This window comes from Paenibacillus sp. LC231 (genome assembly GCF_001860525.1).
Classification (GTDB): Bacteria; Bacillota; Bacilli; order Paenibacillales; family Paenibacillaceae; genus Paenibacillus_AQ.
Genome location: NZ_JFOM01000054.1, coordinates 158128 through 171928 on the forward strand (window position 1 = coordinate 158128; position 13801 = coordinate 171928).

General features: G+C 51.7%; 14 protein-coding genes. 6 read left to right on the forward strand and 8 right to left on the reverse strand.

Going from position 1 to position 13801, the window contains the following annotated elements:
• Positions 1 to 159 precede the first annotated feature (159 nt).
• The 4 genes from AK95_RS29735 to AK95_RS29750 form a co-directional block, all read right to left on the reverse strand.
• A complete protein-coding gene (locus AK95_RS29735; protein WP_071223524.1) occupies positions 160 to 1377 on the reverse strand; it encodes a response regulator transcription factor in 1218 nt (405 codons plus the stop codon).
• Positions 1374 to 3317 carry a cache domain-containing sensor histidine kinase gene (locus AK95_RS29740; RefSeq protein WP_481855869.1) on the reverse strand — a complete coding sequence of 648 codons (1944 nt, stop codon included), beginning with the start codon at positions 3315 to 3317 and terminating at the stop codon, positions 1374 to 1376. The genes AK95_RS29735 and AK95_RS29740 overlap by 4 nt, the downstream gene beginning before the upstream one ends.
• A complete protein-coding gene (locus AK95_RS29745) occupies positions 3298 to 4305 on the reverse strand; it encodes a substrate-binding domain-containing protein (protein ID WP_071223525.1) in 1008 nt (335 codons plus the stop codon). The genes AK95_RS29740 and AK95_RS29745 overlap by 20 nt, the downstream gene beginning before the upstream one ends.
• 222 nt (positions 4306 to 4527) lie before the next feature.
• Positions 4528 to 5127, reverse strand: coding sequence for a TetR/AcrR family transcriptional regulator (locus AK95_RS29750; RefSeq protein WP_071223526.1), 600 nt, complete (start codon positions 5125 to 5127; stop codon positions 4528 to 4530).
• Positions 5128 to 5314: 187 nt separating this feature from the next.
• Between AK95_RS29750 and AK95_RS29755 the strand changes: the two genes are divergently transcribed.
• Both AK95_RS29755 and AK95_RS29760 read left to right on the forward strand, forming a co-directional pair.
• Positions 5315 to 6025, forward strand: coding sequence for a futalosine hydrolase (locus AK95_RS29755; protein WP_071223527.1), 711 nt, complete (start codon positions 5315 to 5317; stop codon positions 6023 to 6025).
• The gene (locus AK95_RS29760) at positions 6022 to 6876 is read left to right on the forward strand and encodes a 1,4-dihydroxy-6-naphtoate synthase (RefSeq protein WP_071223528.1); all 855 of its coding nucleotides are present in this window, start codon (positions 6022 to 6024) and stop codon (positions 6874 to 6876) included. Before AK95_RS29755 ends, AK95_RS29760 begins: the two co-directional genes overlap by 4 nt.
• Before the next feature lie 140 nt (positions 6877 to 7016).
• On the opposite strand, the gene AK95_RS29765 is transcribed toward AK95_RS29760, so the two are convergent.
• Positions 7017 to 7538 (reverse strand): mismatch-specific DNA-glycosylase, encoded by a 522-nt coding sequence (locus AK95_RS29765; protein WP_083397760.1) that lies wholly within the window; start codon positions 7536 to 7538, stop codon positions 7017 to 7019.
• Positions 7539 to 7581: 43 nt separating this feature from the next.
• Entirely contained in the window at positions 7582 to 8085 is a 504-nt protein-coding gene (locus AK95_RS29770) for an LURP-one-related family protein (protein ID WP_071223530.1), read from the reverse strand.
• Between the two features lie 154 nt (positions 8086 to 8239).
• Here AK95_RS29770 and AK95_RS29775 point away from each other — a divergent pair, with 154 nt between their 5' ends.
• Together AK95_RS29775 and AK95_RS29780 are read left to right on the forward strand one after the other, a co-directional pair.
• Complete coding sequence (locus AK95_RS29775) at positions 8240 to 8758, forward strand: RNA polymerase sigma factor (protein WP_071223531.1); 519 nt, start codon at positions 8240 to 8242, stop codon at positions 8756 to 8758.
• Positions 8755 to 9741, forward strand: a complete 987-nt coding sequence (locus tag AK95_RS29780) for a DUF4871 domain-containing protein (protein WP_071223532.1) — start codon at positions 8755 to 8757, stop codon at positions 9739 to 9741. Before AK95_RS29775 ends, AK95_RS29780 begins: the two co-directional genes overlap by 4 nt.
• A gap of 147 nt (positions 9742 to 9888) precedes the next feature.
• Here the strand turns inward: AK95_RS29780 and AK95_RS29785 are convergent, their stop codons facing one another.
• The gene (locus tag AK95_RS29785; RefSeq protein WP_071223533.1) at positions 9889 to 10764 is read right to left on the reverse strand and encodes a DUF6612 family protein; all 876 of its coding nucleotides are present in this window, start codon (positions 10762 to 10764) and stop codon (positions 9889 to 9891) included.
• A gap of 125 nt (positions 10765 to 10889) precedes the next feature.
• Between AK95_RS29785 and AK95_RS29790 the strand changes: the two genes are divergently transcribed.
• Entirely contained in the window at positions 10890 to 11450 is a 561-nt protein-coding gene (locus tag AK95_RS29790) for an SLOG family protein (RefSeq protein WP_071223534.1), read from the forward strand.
• A 191-nt stretch (positions 11451 to 11641) separates the two neighbouring features.
• Entirely contained in the window at positions 11642 to 12334 is a 693-nt protein-coding gene (locus tag AK95_RS29795) for a pseudouridine synthase (protein ID WP_071223535.1), read from the forward strand.
• A 143-nt stretch (positions 12335 to 12477) separates the two neighbouring features.
• Here the strand turns inward: AK95_RS29795 and ald are convergent, their stop codons facing one another.
• On the reverse strand, positions 12478 to 13596 hold the full coding sequence (gene ald, locus AK95_RS29800; protein ID WP_071223536.1) for an alanine dehydrogenase: 1119 nt from the start codon (positions 13594 to 13596) through the stop codon (positions 12478 to 12480).
• Between the last annotated feature and the right edge of the window lie 205 nt (positions 13597 to 13801).

Here is a 13801-nt window from a genome sequence, read left to right on the forward strand (position 1 = left end):
TTTTCATACTTTTGTTGTTTGGGATTCGTGCGAGTGTGCATGGCTGCTTAACGTTCCGGCTCCGTACACAGCATGTCTCAAGCGGTTACCTGCATAAAAAAAGCCTCTGTTTAGTTGGTTATACCAACAAAACAGAGACTCTCGCCTTCACTCAACCGCTTACTCTTCCTGAACCGTCGCCCCTTTGCGGTACCGGTTCGGCGATACCCCCATCACCTTCTTAAAAGCCGTGCTGAAATAATGCTGGCTGTCATACCCTACCCGCTCCGCGATGTCCAGGATGCTAAGCTCGGTGGAGTTGAGCAGCTGGATTGCTTTCTGAATCCTCGTCTGGGTCATGAGCGTGATAAAAGACGTGCCCAGTTCTTTCTTTAGCGTCCGGCTCAGATAGACGGGCGAAACCTGCAGGGCCTGGGCAAAAGATTCCAGCGTCAGCTCCCGAACGGCATACTGTTCCTGGATGAGCTGACGAGCCCGCCGTACCAGCGGAGAGAGCTGCGCCTCCTTGAACACCCCTTCCCGGCAAGCCTCATAAGCGGCTGCAACCGCGCCGTCCGCTTCTTCCGAAACAGGCTCCAGATGTACATTCACGGCCAGCTTTAAGTACTTCTGGATCAGCTGCTCGGCATCGGCCGCAATATTCGAATCCGCTACTCCCCAGCAGCAGATGCCGATCCATCCGGTGTGATCCCGGAACAAAACGCAGGGCGCGGGATGAAACAGCTCGGCGATTATATTTTCCATCGCGAACAGATACAACTGCCGGTCGCTTTCCTTCATCAAAGGCTGCGGAGCCGTCATCTCCGTCCATCTGGCGATGCCGATCCGGGATGGACGACAAGGCGGCAGTCCCAGAAATTTCAGCTGCTCGAGCGCCTCCTGCTCATCCAGCAGGCCATGCATCCATTCGAGGCAGAACCGTTCCCGCAGCAGCGGAATGTTCTTCTCGATTTGCTCGGACGCCTTCTTAAGGTAGTTCTCCTGCATTTGATGGTCGTTCAGCTCATCCCGAACGCTGCTGAGCACCTGGATCAGGTGATCCGCATTCACCGGCTTCAATATATAATCCTTAACCCCGAGCCGGATCGCTTCCTGCGCATAAGCAAATTCGTCATGGCCGGTAATAATGACGAACCGGCATTCGGGACGCTCTTCCTTCATCCGCTTCATGAGCCCGATGCCGTCCAGGAACGGCATATTCATATCGACCAGCATAATGTCAATCGGTTGGCTGAGCGCAAGCTCCAGCGCCTCTTCGCCATCCTCCGCTTCGGCAGCCACTTCCATGCCGAGTGCCTCCCAGTCGACTGCATCCCGAATGCCCTCGCGGATAATTGGCTCATCGTCGGCAATCAAGACTTGATACGCTCTCTTCATAACCTGTCTCTCCCATCATGATCGGAGGACGAAGGAACGGCATGTACCAGCGGGTGCGTAATCACTACCGTGGTTCCCTCGTTCTCTGTACTGTCAATCGTGATTCCGTACTCATCGCCGAACGTTAACTTGATACGTGCCTGCACATTCAGCATGCCGTAGCTTCGGTTTCCGCCCAGCCCTTCTCCCGGGGTCGCCTCCATGGCGGTTACCGGGTCGGCAAGCTGTTTGCGAAGCGCCTCCAGCCGATCAGAAGACATGCCGGCCCCATTATCCTGGACGCTAAGGAGAAGAACATCTCCGTTCACCTGGGCTTTGATGACAATTCGCCCAGGCCCTCTACGGGCCTTAATGCCGTGGTATATCGCGTTTTCCACGATCGGCTGCAGTAAGAGCTTCAGCACATACAATTTCTCAGCCTCTGGCGAAAGCTCCATCTCAACTTGCAGCCTGTCGCGGTAACGCGTTTTTTGTATTTGCAGGTAACTGCTGATATGCGTCCATTCGTCGGACATGGGAATGATATCATCCCCTTTGCTGAGCCCAATCCGAAACAGCCGCGACAAGGATTCCACCAGATCCGATACATCATCCGCCCCTTTCTTGCGGGCCATCCAATGAATCGTATCCAGTGTGTTGTACAGAAAATGCGGCTTAATGTGAGCCTGCAGGCTGCGCAGCTCCGCTTCGCGCTTCTGCTTTTCCCGCAGCTCGCTCAGCTTCATCAGCTTGCGAATCTGCAGAAGCATGCGGTTAAAGCTGCGGCCAAGCATACCCACCTCATCCTGCCGGTTTCCCCAGTAACGGGTCGTCAAATCCCCGGATTCGGCTTTTTGCATGAAGGACATGAGCTGCCAGATCGGTCTGGATATTGACTGTGAAAGCGTATAGGATGCCGCAACCCCAAACAAGCACACCACAAACAAGAAACAAATCATATAGAAACGAATCTCCCGGACCTCATACACCGATTCGCTGGTTGGAAATACGCCGATCGTTCGCCAGCCAGTAAAGGAGGAGGTGCCGTATATCAATTGCAGACGCTCCCCGTTCGCCTCGCGGATCAAGGCGCCGCTGTCCTCTTCCGGAAACCACGAGGGGGGAATGGACGGAATGATGGAATCCTCCGGAGCATAGATGCTGGAGCCGCCGGCCTCTGCCACCATCAAATATCCGCTCTTTCCAAGCGTGACATCCCGGACCGCTCTTGCGACTGCCCGCAGCTTCAAATCGATCAATACCGCACCGGTTACTTCCCTCGTATCCGGATCCACAATCGAGCGAACGACCGATACCAGTTCCTCGTTGCCGTAATGAACATGGGTGGTGACATTACGCTCTGCCGGGTGGCCAAGCACGGTAAAAATCCCTTCATTTAAAACAGCCTCGCGGTACCATTCTTCCTCCGTCAAACTTGCCGGACTGCGTGCGTACATTTCGTTACTGATATACTCCCCCTCGCGATTGACCAGAAGAATAGAGGCGATTTCCGGGTACAGCGTCGTGAAGCCTTGAAGGTACCGCTTAATCTCGTAATTCTCCGCATTGTCCTGCTTGACCGAGGACGTTTGTAGGCCGGAATTACCCGTATCTTCGGTTTCAACGGCTGGCTTGTCCCCTTGAATTTCCCCATTCAGAAATCGTTCCGTGCGCGGGTCAAATCCGATCAAATACGTAATGTTCTGGAGATTCTCCATATCATTGTCCAGGGTCTGATTGACCTTTCCGATCAATTGAATCGTGTTCGAGGTTACCTGCTGATCCACAATGCGGTTAACCGTCCAATTGACGAGGACACCCAGCGCGATTGAGGGCAGGATGCCAACCATGAGGAACAAAATGACCAGCTTGTATCTCAGCGGCAAATCCCCGAACCGCAGCCAACGCGAGATGCCTTCGCGCCAGGATTCCGCTCTGTTTCTATTTTGCATAATAATCATTCACATTCTCTCGGGTCACAATGGAAATCCCGGTGTCCACCCTTGTTGGAAGCGGAGACACGTCATTGCCGAGCGTCGGGGCCGGTACGGTAAGACCATGATGCAGATGAAACAAATACTGCAAGGACCAATAGCCCATATTCCACGTTCCCTGGGCGATCGTTGCCGCGATGGTTCCATCGGAAATCCGGTCCAGCGTCCCTTTATTCGTATCGAATCCGATGATGGTAATCCGGTTTGCTTTATCCGCGCCGATCACGGCATCCGCCACGCCCATTCCGCCGCTGGCCTCCGTTACGAAGATCCCTTTGAGATCCGGGTGCTTGTCCAGCATGTCGGCAGCAGCCTCTTTGGCAACGAGGGTATCCCCTTTGCCTTCCCTGATCTCCACCACGGACATGCCCGGATATCGCTGCTCTAAAGTGTCCCTGAAGCCTTCGGAACGGTCATCATGATTCTGCTGCCCGGGCTGGGTAACAATCCCGATCTCCCCTTCCCGGCCGAGAAGCTGCGCCATTTTGTCTGCGGCCGCAACGCCAGCATTGTAATTGTTGGTTGCCAGGAACGAATAGGCCTTACTGTCAGGCGCATCCGCATCGAACAGCACGACGGGGATCCCGGCTTCCACGGCTTTATTAATCGTCGACGTCAGCGCTTTGGAATCGATGGCCGACAAGGCGATACCGGAAGGCTTTTTGGCAATCACCTGTTCCAGAACAGTGATCTGTTCCTCCACGTCGTATTGTGTAGAGCCGCGATAATCGACAGTTACGCCCAGCGCATCCCCTCCATCCTCGAAGCCCTTCAAAATATTTTTCCAGTATTCCATGCCGGATTGAAAAGTCACCATGACATAATTCTCACCCATGCTGCCATGCAGGCCGCCCTCCTCCCAGGCGGAAGAACGCTTGTCCTCCAGCCTGTACATGAAGACATAGGTGAGAAAAGCCAATAGAAGCGCACCATACACCAGCATCATCTTCTTCATGAATAAGTCCCCCGATCCTTGATCCTTCGTTCGCCATCTTCAGCTGCAATCGGTTACATAACGTATAATGAATATACTGCAATTCTTTGAAAAAGATCAAACCCTTGCTAAAATTTGGCTATGGCCGGCAGCAAAAAACAGACCGTCCACAGTTAAAACTAACCATGTTGCAGCCTGTTTCTGATATGTTAATCTTATTTTTGTAGGTTGAATTTCAATGCCTTATGTAGCCCGCTTAGCCGGATAAATGCTGATACCATGCATAAATAAACTCACCACGTGACTCGCAAGATCCTCAGGAGTCCGCTTGCCTGTCAGAAGCTGCTGGGAGGTCAGTCTTTCAATAACACCGACCAGGCACTCCGCGACGATATGCATATCGGAATCACCGTCAAAATACCCGTCCCGCTGCTCAGCCTTCAGATTTTGCTCAATCATGGCTGCCATTTCCGACTTTACGATCACCGCGTCATCCCCAATAAAAAAACCGATTTGCGTCAGATCCGGGTCTTTCCCAAGAAACGCGAACAACCCTGTCAGAACGCTCTGCAAACGGCCGGTCACATGATCCTCATCGATTCCGCTCTCCAATCTGCTGCCCTCGAGCAGGATCTTGAGCTCAGCTCGAAATTTCTCCACCAGCTCCTTGAACACGGCTTCTTTGCTCTCAAAATACAAATAGAATGACGGCTGCGTCAATCCAGCCCGAGAAACGATGGTGCTGATCTTGGTCTGATGGTATCCTGACTTTGCAAATTCATTAGCAGCGACAATCAGTAGTCTAGCCCGGCTTTCTTGTCCGTTCGCACCCTTCTTACGCAAAGCTATCCAACCTCCGAATCTACTCATGATGTATGTAAGTTACCGTCCATTATACTCTATATCGGAAAGTTGCTGCTACAGATAAAGTCCAGTCATAACATGCACGAGACTTTACATCGCCACAAGAACGTTATAACGTAAAAGGATAACGATGTTTATCGTTACAGCCAAGAAGGAGATAAATAACATGCAGAAACATACCCAATCCAACTCGGTGGATATAACCGAGTCACATAACTCGCAAGACCCGTCTTCCACACGCGTGCTTATTGTCACGGCGGTCGATGCTGAAAAAGAAGCCGTGCAGCGCGGGCTTAACCATGCTCACGGATTTGATGTCATCGCGGGTGGAGTCGGCCCAGCGGCAACAGCTGCTGCGACTGCCCGCCAGTTGGTTCAGGGCACCTATGATTGGGTTATCAGCGCAGGTATCGCTGGAGGATTTGCCGGTCAGGCTGAGGTTAGTTCCATCGTCATTGCGGACACCATCATTGCCGCTGATCTCGGTTCCGAAACCGAAGACGGCTTCAGCAGCGTCCAGGAGCTCGGCTTCGGAACGGATCGGGTACAGGCAGATCCAGATTCTGCCCGCAAACTCGCGAAGGCCTTACAACATGCTGGTGTTCCTGTAACCCTTGGGCCTGTGCTGACGGTCTCCACCACGACGGGAACAGCCGCAACGGCTGCACGTCTCCTCCATCGGGTACCGGACGCTGCAGCCGAGGCGATGGAGGGCTTCGGCGTGGCCACCGCTGCCGCTGCAGTCGGTGTGCCCGTGCTCGAAATCCGGTCCATTTCCAATCAGGTCGGTCCGCGGGACCGCAGTGCATGGAAGATCAAGGAGGCGCTGCAGGCGCTTGAGACCGCAAGTTCATTACTACCGGAGGTGTTACGATGAAAATCGCTTTTTCCCCTTGCCCCAACGACACATTTGTATTTCATGCCTGGGTTCACGGACGGATTCCAGGCGCCCCCAAGCTGGATGTATCCTATGCGGATATCGATATCACCAATCACTGGGCGGCCGAAGATCGAGAACATGATATCTTAAAAATATCCTATGCCGCGCTGCCCTGGGTGCTGGATGAATATGCCCTTCTGCCCTGCGGAGGAGCACTTGGCCGCGGATGCGGGCCGCTCGTTCTGACAGCGGACAAGCTGACGGATGGTAAAACTCCTGACAGCCCTGCGGATTTGTCCGGCCGGCGGGTAGCCGTTCCAAGCGAGCGCTCCACGGCTTATCTGTTGTTCCGTCTGTGGGCCGCACAGAACGTACCCGGAGGGCTTGGCGAAATCGTGGTGATGCCGTTCGATCAGATTATGCCGGCTGTCCGGGATGGAGCGATTGATGCCGGGCTTGTCATTCACGAAGCACGGTTCACCTACTCGTCTTATGGATTGAAGATGATGACGGATCTGGGCAGCTGGTGGGAGTCCGATACCAATCTGCCTATTCCTCTGGGAGCGATTGTGGCCCGCAGGTCGCTGGATCTGGCAAGCATCTCGAACTGGATCCGCTCCTCTGTCGAATATGCCTGGCAACATCCCGAGGACTCTCGGGCCTATGTCCTCCATCACGCTCAGGAAATGGACCCGGATGTCGCCGATGCTCACATCGACCTGTACGTCAATCCATTTACCGCGGAGCTGGGCGAGGACGGCTATGCCGCGATTTCAGCCCTGCTGAACCGCGCAGCCGATGAAGGGCTTGTGCCGAGGATCGATCCTGCGCTGCTGAAGCGTCCGTAATACGGCAGCCTAAACGGTTTCACTGAAAGCTTATATTTTCTGTATTCATAAGAGGAGCACCAAGAACCCGACAACCGGGTCTCCTGGACGTTCCTCTTTTTCATTGTCCCCCATGAATGGTTCTTGTCGTACACTCCTGTTCAGTACTCATTCTCATTCCTCGATATAAAATCATGCAATTGCTGATAAATTCCGATAATCTCATCCATGGGCATTCTCACCAGTCCGCTGGAAGAAGGTGCTACAAACTCACGCACGCCGTCAATGACGGAGTCCGGCTGAATTCCCCAATCCGCCTTGGCTTTGCCGCTGAATTCGGTATACACGCCCTTGCCGACAAAGCAGGCAACCTCCGGTCTGTACTTGGCCAGCTTCTCGCGCAGCGTCTCTCTACCGAGCCTGTACTCTTCGCGGGTTATGTCTTCGGCCCCCCTTGTGGGCCTGGCTACAATATTGGTAAATCCGTACCCTAGCTTAAGCAATTCTCCATCCTCAGCGGCTTCATACAAGCGCGGGGTCAAACCGGATTTATGCAGAATCCTCCAAAAATTGTTGCGAGGGTTCGCATAATGATGACCGACCTCCCCGGACCGCAAACTCGGATTAAAACCGATAAATACAAGAGTCAATCCATAATCCAGATGATCGCTGACTTCATCCATTCTGCTTCCTCCTCTCATCATCTAAATCTGGGTTCCCTTGAGCTTAATGAGAGCTTGATGCGGCAGCGCTGTTGTTGCGTTTGCGTATCTGGTGAATGCCCATCACGACGGCAACAAGCTCCCAGTCACCAAGAACGTCGCTCTCATTCTGCAGCTGATAGGCTCCGGCTTGAAGCCAGCCGCTAATGCGGGAAAAAGAGGCGATGACCCCTCCGGCATCATCCGTTATTTCATACTCATTGGAAAAAGCAGGCGAAGTGATCTCATATACGCCCCGCGATCCCGCATCGTATTCGAATTTTTTCGTAAAAAAGCTCATCCGCATGCGCAGCAGGCCCAGTTCTTCCCCATTGCCGCCAGTAATATTCCATTTGTTCGAGAAGAATCGAAACGACCCGCTGCATACCGGATCTCCAGAAGCGTTATATACGTCCAGCGAGGAGCCGAAAGCGCTCTTCAAATCCAGACTTCCTATGACACTGCCTTCCCTATCCATAATATCTGTTATACCCGAGCTGAAAAAGTTATCCTTAAAATATAAATGCATAGGACTTCTCCCCTTCCTCGATTCCTGCATACCTGTTATTCATACAACGATTTGCAGATTAAATTGTTTCAATTTTTTTGCGGGAAATTCGGGAACCGATCCGATATTTGATTGTCTAATATTCGAGGTGATGTTATTGGAGTACCTTAAATCTATGGTGGCCGTGAATGATGCGAGCACCATGCTGAGTGAATGGATGGAGTCCTTCGGCCAGGACGTATGGAACTATGCATTCTTCCTAACGAAACGCAAAGATGCGGCTGACGATATCAGTCAGGACGTGTTCTTGAGAGCATTTAAGCACTGGAATGATTTTCAGGGCCGAAGCTCTGTCAAAACATGGCTGTTAACCATCACCCGCAATCTTTCCCTGAACTATCTCAAGTCTTCCTATATGACGAGGGTATCTTTAACCGGCTGGATCACTTCCAAGCAGACGGAACCCTCCGCTGAAAAAGAGTTTATGGATGCTGCTGCCGTCTCGCAGATTTGGAAGTACGTGTTGGAACTGCCGCCCAAATACCGGGAGGTGTTGATCCTTGAATCCCATTACCAGCTGCCGCGAAAAGAAATAGCGGAACTGCTCGGCATATCCGAAGGAACAATCAAATCCAGACTGCACCGGGCTCGAGCCCGAATGGAAATGATGTTGAAAGGAGAGGATGTCCAGTGAAGACCGAACAAGAGCTGCAGCCCGATTGGATTCAAGAACTCGCTTCTTCTCCATTTAACGAGCCGATGTTCACCGAAGAGATGAAATCCAGTGTATTAAAAAACGCTGCTAATGGCTCTGTAAGGATGGGCAGAAAAAAACGGAAGTCTCCAACACGTCTGCGTATGATGACCGCAAGTGTGTTCATGCTTCTTCTAATCGTGGCGGCATGGGGATGGCGTGAATCACCCGTGATTCAACAGCTGATACCGATCAAGGGTTGGGGAAATGCTGCCGATTGGGCTCCCCGCAGCGTGTACACGGAGGATGGCGTAGATAAACTTCAGGCATTTCCGGGCGGGGATTACGCCGCGGGCTCTCCAGCCGGTGCCTGGTGGAATCTTCTAACCCCCATTCAAGATCTTGAAGGAAAAACGATCCGCATATCCGCCGTACATCGGGATACGGGTATTACCCTTGAAGAGCTTGCTGAGACGAAGATTACCTCCGATATGGCATACAATGACTTTACGCGAGTATCTTCCCGCTTTGCCCTGCCGCTCTCCGGTTTATGGCGTTTCGACGTGATGGTGGATCAGGAGAAGTACGGCGATATCGTGGTCGATGTGCCGGACAGCAGCTGGGAGCCGAGCCCGAGATTTAGATCCGGTAATTATGCCATGACCGGTGTGGAAGGTCGCTTGGGATTTATACATCCAGGTTGGTTTAATGCAAATCAGCCTAATAAATACATGTGGCATTTCTGGGGGCGTGACGAGGAATTAACGGGTGACTTGCACATTACGGCTGTAAAAAGAAACACGTCCGAGATCATCGATGTCTTTAAAGTTGCCGGTTTACGGCCCTCTCCGTTAAACGGCGCCGATGCAGCAATACCTACCTCCATGTCGCTGCCTTCGCCAGGACTATGGCGCATTATGGTCTCCATTGACGGTCAGCTGTTCGACAGCGTCATTGTGGAGGTCGATAAACCTCAGGACTAAGTTTTCACCACCTTAACCTAATTCCGAGCCTGAAGTACATCATAAAACAAGGCTGCCCCGGTCTGTAGGCATCTACAGAATCGGGGCAGCCTTGTTCATGAGGAATATCGCCATTTCAATTCCTCTTATATCATCTGCCAAACAGCATTATTTCGCGTTCAATGCTTCCTTCGGAACTTCGATCTTGCTGATTTCGTTATGCTTCGAGTAGGTGCTCTTCATTTTCATATCCAAGGATACCTTCTGACCTTCGGCTTCCATTGCCATCACCATGTCCAAATCGGTTGTTGCAGGCAGGTAAGATTCCTTCTGTACGCCATAAATAATATGGATGCTCTTGATATCCATTTGATCCATCATGGCTTCCATCTGCGGATCGTTGCCTGCTTGGCTCATCATGGACTTGGCAAGCTCCTTCAGATTGTCGCCGGAGACATCCGCCGTCAGGACGTATGTGTCTCCGTCCTCCGTAACTTTGAAGTCCTTAGCGAGGGTCTTGAACTGCTCCACCTGCTGCTCCGGACTCGCACTGCTTGGATCCAGGCTATCGCGGATCTCCTGCTCCGATTCCTTCGGAACCTGCATCCATTGACCATCCATGAGCATGTAAATACCATCTTCCGTTATATACTGCTTCATCTCGACCTTGCCTTCCGGAGAATCCATCACGACGTTCTGCATCATCTCCACCGGCTCGAGCGTAAGTTCCGAGTCAAGCGACATATTAACATCCTGCTCCTGCTTCTCTTCGCCTTCAACCACGATATGCTGTTTAACATCGGCTTTCATCGCAAAGCTCTTCAAATTCTGGGAAGCTTCGGCCGATTTCTGGAGAAGCTCGTCAGCAGTCGGAAGAGCATCCTCCTTCGGTCCTTCTTTAGCTGGCGTCTCTGTCGAAGGAGTCGTCCCTTGTTCTGTTGCTGGCGGCGTTGCGGCGTCGTCTGCTGCTTTGTTGTCCTTGCCGCATGCCGTCATGCTCATAACCAAAATTGCCCCTAGTAATGCTGCTGTCCACTTCTTCAATCGAATGTCCTCCTAAAATATGTATTCCGAGTTACTTCTCCATTCTATACGATTTGTAACATCGATTGATCAAAATTTCCGAAAAAGGTACACTAGACCTATTCTTTGTCAGGGAGCGTGCTCGATTGGAAAACATTCTGATTACCGGATATCGGGCCCACGAGCTCGGTATTTACAACAACAAACACCAAGGCATACCTTATATACGTAAAGCGATTGCCAATCGCCTGGTTCCACTGCTAGAGGAAGGCCTCCAGTGGGTCATCACGCCAGGACAATATGGCGTGGACCTATGGGCCATCGAAGCGGCTATCGAACTAAAGTCCCAATACCCCAACCTGAAATGCTCCATTCTGACGGCCTACCAGAATCCCGAGGAGCAATGGAACGACGATAAAAAAGCTTATTTTCAGGAAGTGATGAAGGGGGTAGACTTCTATGCACCCGTCAGCAAGGGCCCTTATCAGGGGCCGTGGCAGTTTACGGCCAGGGATGATCTGCTTCTCCGCAAGACCGATGGTATTCTGCTCGTGTATGACGAAGATAACGGCGAAGCCAGCCCCAAGTTCATCAAAGAGCGTGCCCTGAAGAAGCAGGCAGCCGACGGCTACCGCTTTATCAGCATCGGATCGGAGGAGATACAGGCTGTTGCAGACGAGGAGAACATGTCGCAGGACTTTTACTAGGCTCGCTGCTCCCCGGTTATCGCTTCGATCCGCCAGAGGAGCTGTTATGTTCCCAACTGGATCGCTCGAGGAATTCTGGCCGGCGATCCCCCCAACTGGAGCATGCCACATTTCACAAAGATCAAGGAAAAGAGCAAGTGTATTAACTAAAATGGACCTGTGGCAATATGACACATGAGAAGCGGTGGAGCATGCGAATTAACAAATACATAAGCGAAACGGGATATTGCTCGCGCAGAGAAACCAACCGATTGATTGCAGCCGGACGCATTACGATCAATGGCAAGGTGTGTGAAAAAGGGGCGGACGTTGAGCTGCACGATATCGTGTTGATAGATGGAAAGAAAATTCCTCGTAACGATAGCGAAGCGGTTTACCTGGCTCTCAATAAACCCATCGGTATTGTCTGTACGGCAGCTGAGCATGTGGCGGGAAACATTGTTCAGTTTATTAACTATCCATCGCGCATTTTTGCCATCGGGAGGTTGGATAAAGCCTCTGAGGGGTTGATTTTACTCACGAACGACGGAGATATTGTGAACAAAATGATGCGTTCGGAGCATAATCATGAGAAAGAATATGTGGTGACCGTGGACAAACCCGTTACGGACGAATTTATGCAAGCGATGTCTCAAGGCGTTGAAATCCTGGACGTCATAACCAAACCATGCAAGGTTTACAGGCAAAGCGAAGATGTATTTCGTATTATTTTGACGCAGGGCCTTAATCTGCAAATCCGCAGAATGTGTAAAGCCTTGGGGTACAGAGTCCTGAAGCTGGAGCGTGTTCGGATTATGAATATTACACTGGAACAGCTGGAACGGGGGGAGTGGAGGCATTTGAAGGAAACGGAACTGCATCAGCTCCTGTTCATGTTGAACTAGGCGAAGGCGTAACCAACATAAAAAGCCATTTTTCAGCTTTGCCCACGGCGGCCGAGCGAAAGCACCGCTAAGGTTTACGTCAAACCTTGGTATCGTGTCAAATTTATGAAAAATGGCTCTGCATGCTGTAAAACTTGTTATCGCTATGCCAGCAAATAATCGTCAATGCTGGTATACGCATAACCATGAGCCGCCGCAACCGCTTCATAGGTTACCTTGCCGTCGATGACATTGATGCCCTTGGCAAGCGCTTTATCATGACGAGCGGCCGGGCGGAGCCCTTTACTTGCTATTCTCAACCCATACGGTGCCGTTACATTGGTCAGTGCCATGGTGGAGGTTCTGGCTACGGCGCCCGGCATATTGGCTACGGCATAATGAATAACACCATGCTTTTCATAAGTCGGGTTATCATGCGTGGTGATCCGGTCGATCGTCTCGATCGAGCCTCCTTGGTCAATTGCCACATCCACGATGACCGATCCCGGGCTCATCTCTTTTACCATCTCTTCCGTTACGAGGCGAGGAGCCCTTGCACCGGGGATCAACACCGCACCCACGACAAGGTCGGCGGACTTTACCGTTTCCGCAATATGATACGGATCGGACATAATCGTTTTGACCCGCCCTTGGAAAAGATCATCCAGTTGACGAAGTCGGCCGGGATTAATATCGAGGATGCTGACGTCCGCACCGAGTCCCAGCGCAATTCTTGCCGCATTGGTGCCAACGATGCCGCCGCCGATAACGGTAACCTTACCCGGTGCGACCCCAGGTACGCCGCTTAGAAGGACACCCTTGCCGCCATGTGCTTTTTCCAGGAAATGCGCCCCGATTTGGATGGACATTCTTCCTGCCACTTCACTCATCGGTGTCAGAAGCGGCAAGCTGCCATCCGTTAATTGTATCGTTTCATAAGCAACGGCACTCACCTTACGGTCGACCAGTGCTTTGGTCAGTTCCGGCTCGGGGGCCAAGTGCAGATACGTGTATAGGATCATATCCTCTTGAAAGTATTCATACTCCTCTTGCAGGGGTTCCTTCACCTTCACAACCATCTCGGCTTTCCACGCTTCGGCAGCCGAAGCAACCACCTTGGCTCCAGCCGCTCTATAAGCTTCATCCGTAAATCCGATCCCAAGGCCTGCCCCGGATTGAACAAGCACTTCGTGCCCGGCATTCCTGAAACTGACGACCGTACCCGGCGTCATGCCTACACGGCTCTCGTTATTTTTGATTTCTTTGGGAACCCCAATGATCATCCCCATGCCTCCTTAATGGTGAGCTTTGCCTATCTAATTGAATTGTAACCATTTTCACCCAAACTGTGTACCTGTCTAAGGTATGGGATTGTCCATCCGAATTTATATCTATGTATCCGTAGTATATGCAGGTGAAAGATGAACTGCATGCAGAAAAAAACACTTCTGGCAGAGGGATTATAACGGATTTTTGTCCGTTATATCA

Coding starts and splice junctions, on each gene's coding strand:
- AK95_RS29745 (WP_071223525.1), bottom strand. CDS start 4,305: ATGAAGAAGATGATGCTGGTGTATGGTGCGCTTCTATTGGCTTTTCTC.
- AK95_RS29765 (WP_083397760.1), bottom strand. CDS start 7,538: ATGGATGAAGTCAGCGATCATCTGGATTATGGATTGACTCTTGTATTT.
- ald (WP_071223536.1), bottom strand. CDS start 13,596: ATGATCATTGGGGTTCCCAAAGAAATCAAAAATAACGAGAGCCGTGTA.
- AK95_RS29795 (WP_071223535.1), top strand. CDS start 11,642: ATGCGAATTAACAAATACATAAGCGAAACGGGATATTGCTCGCGCAGA.
- AK95_RS29735 (WP_071223524.1), bottom strand. CDS start 1,377: ATGAAGAGAGCGTATCAAGTCTTGATTGCCGACGATGAGCCAATTATC.
- AK95_RS29755 (WP_071223527.1), top strand. CDS start 5,315: ATGCAGAAACATACCCAATCCAACTCGGTGGATATAACCGAGTCACAT.
- AK95_RS29770 (WP_071223530.1), bottom strand. CDS start 8,085: ATGCATTTATATTTTAAGGATAACTTTTTCAGCTCGGGTATAACAGAT.
- AK95_RS29740 (WP_481855869.1), bottom strand. CDS start 3,317: ATGATTATTATGCAAAATAGAAACAGAGCGGAATCCTGGCGCGAAGGC.
- AK95_RS29760 (WP_071223528.1), top strand. CDS start 6,022: ATGAAAATCGCTTTTTCCCCTTGCCCCAACGACACATTTGTATTTCAT.
- AK95_RS29775 (WP_071223531.1), top strand. CDS start 8,240: ATGGTGGCCGTGAATGATGCGAGCACCATGCTGAGTGAATGGATGGAG.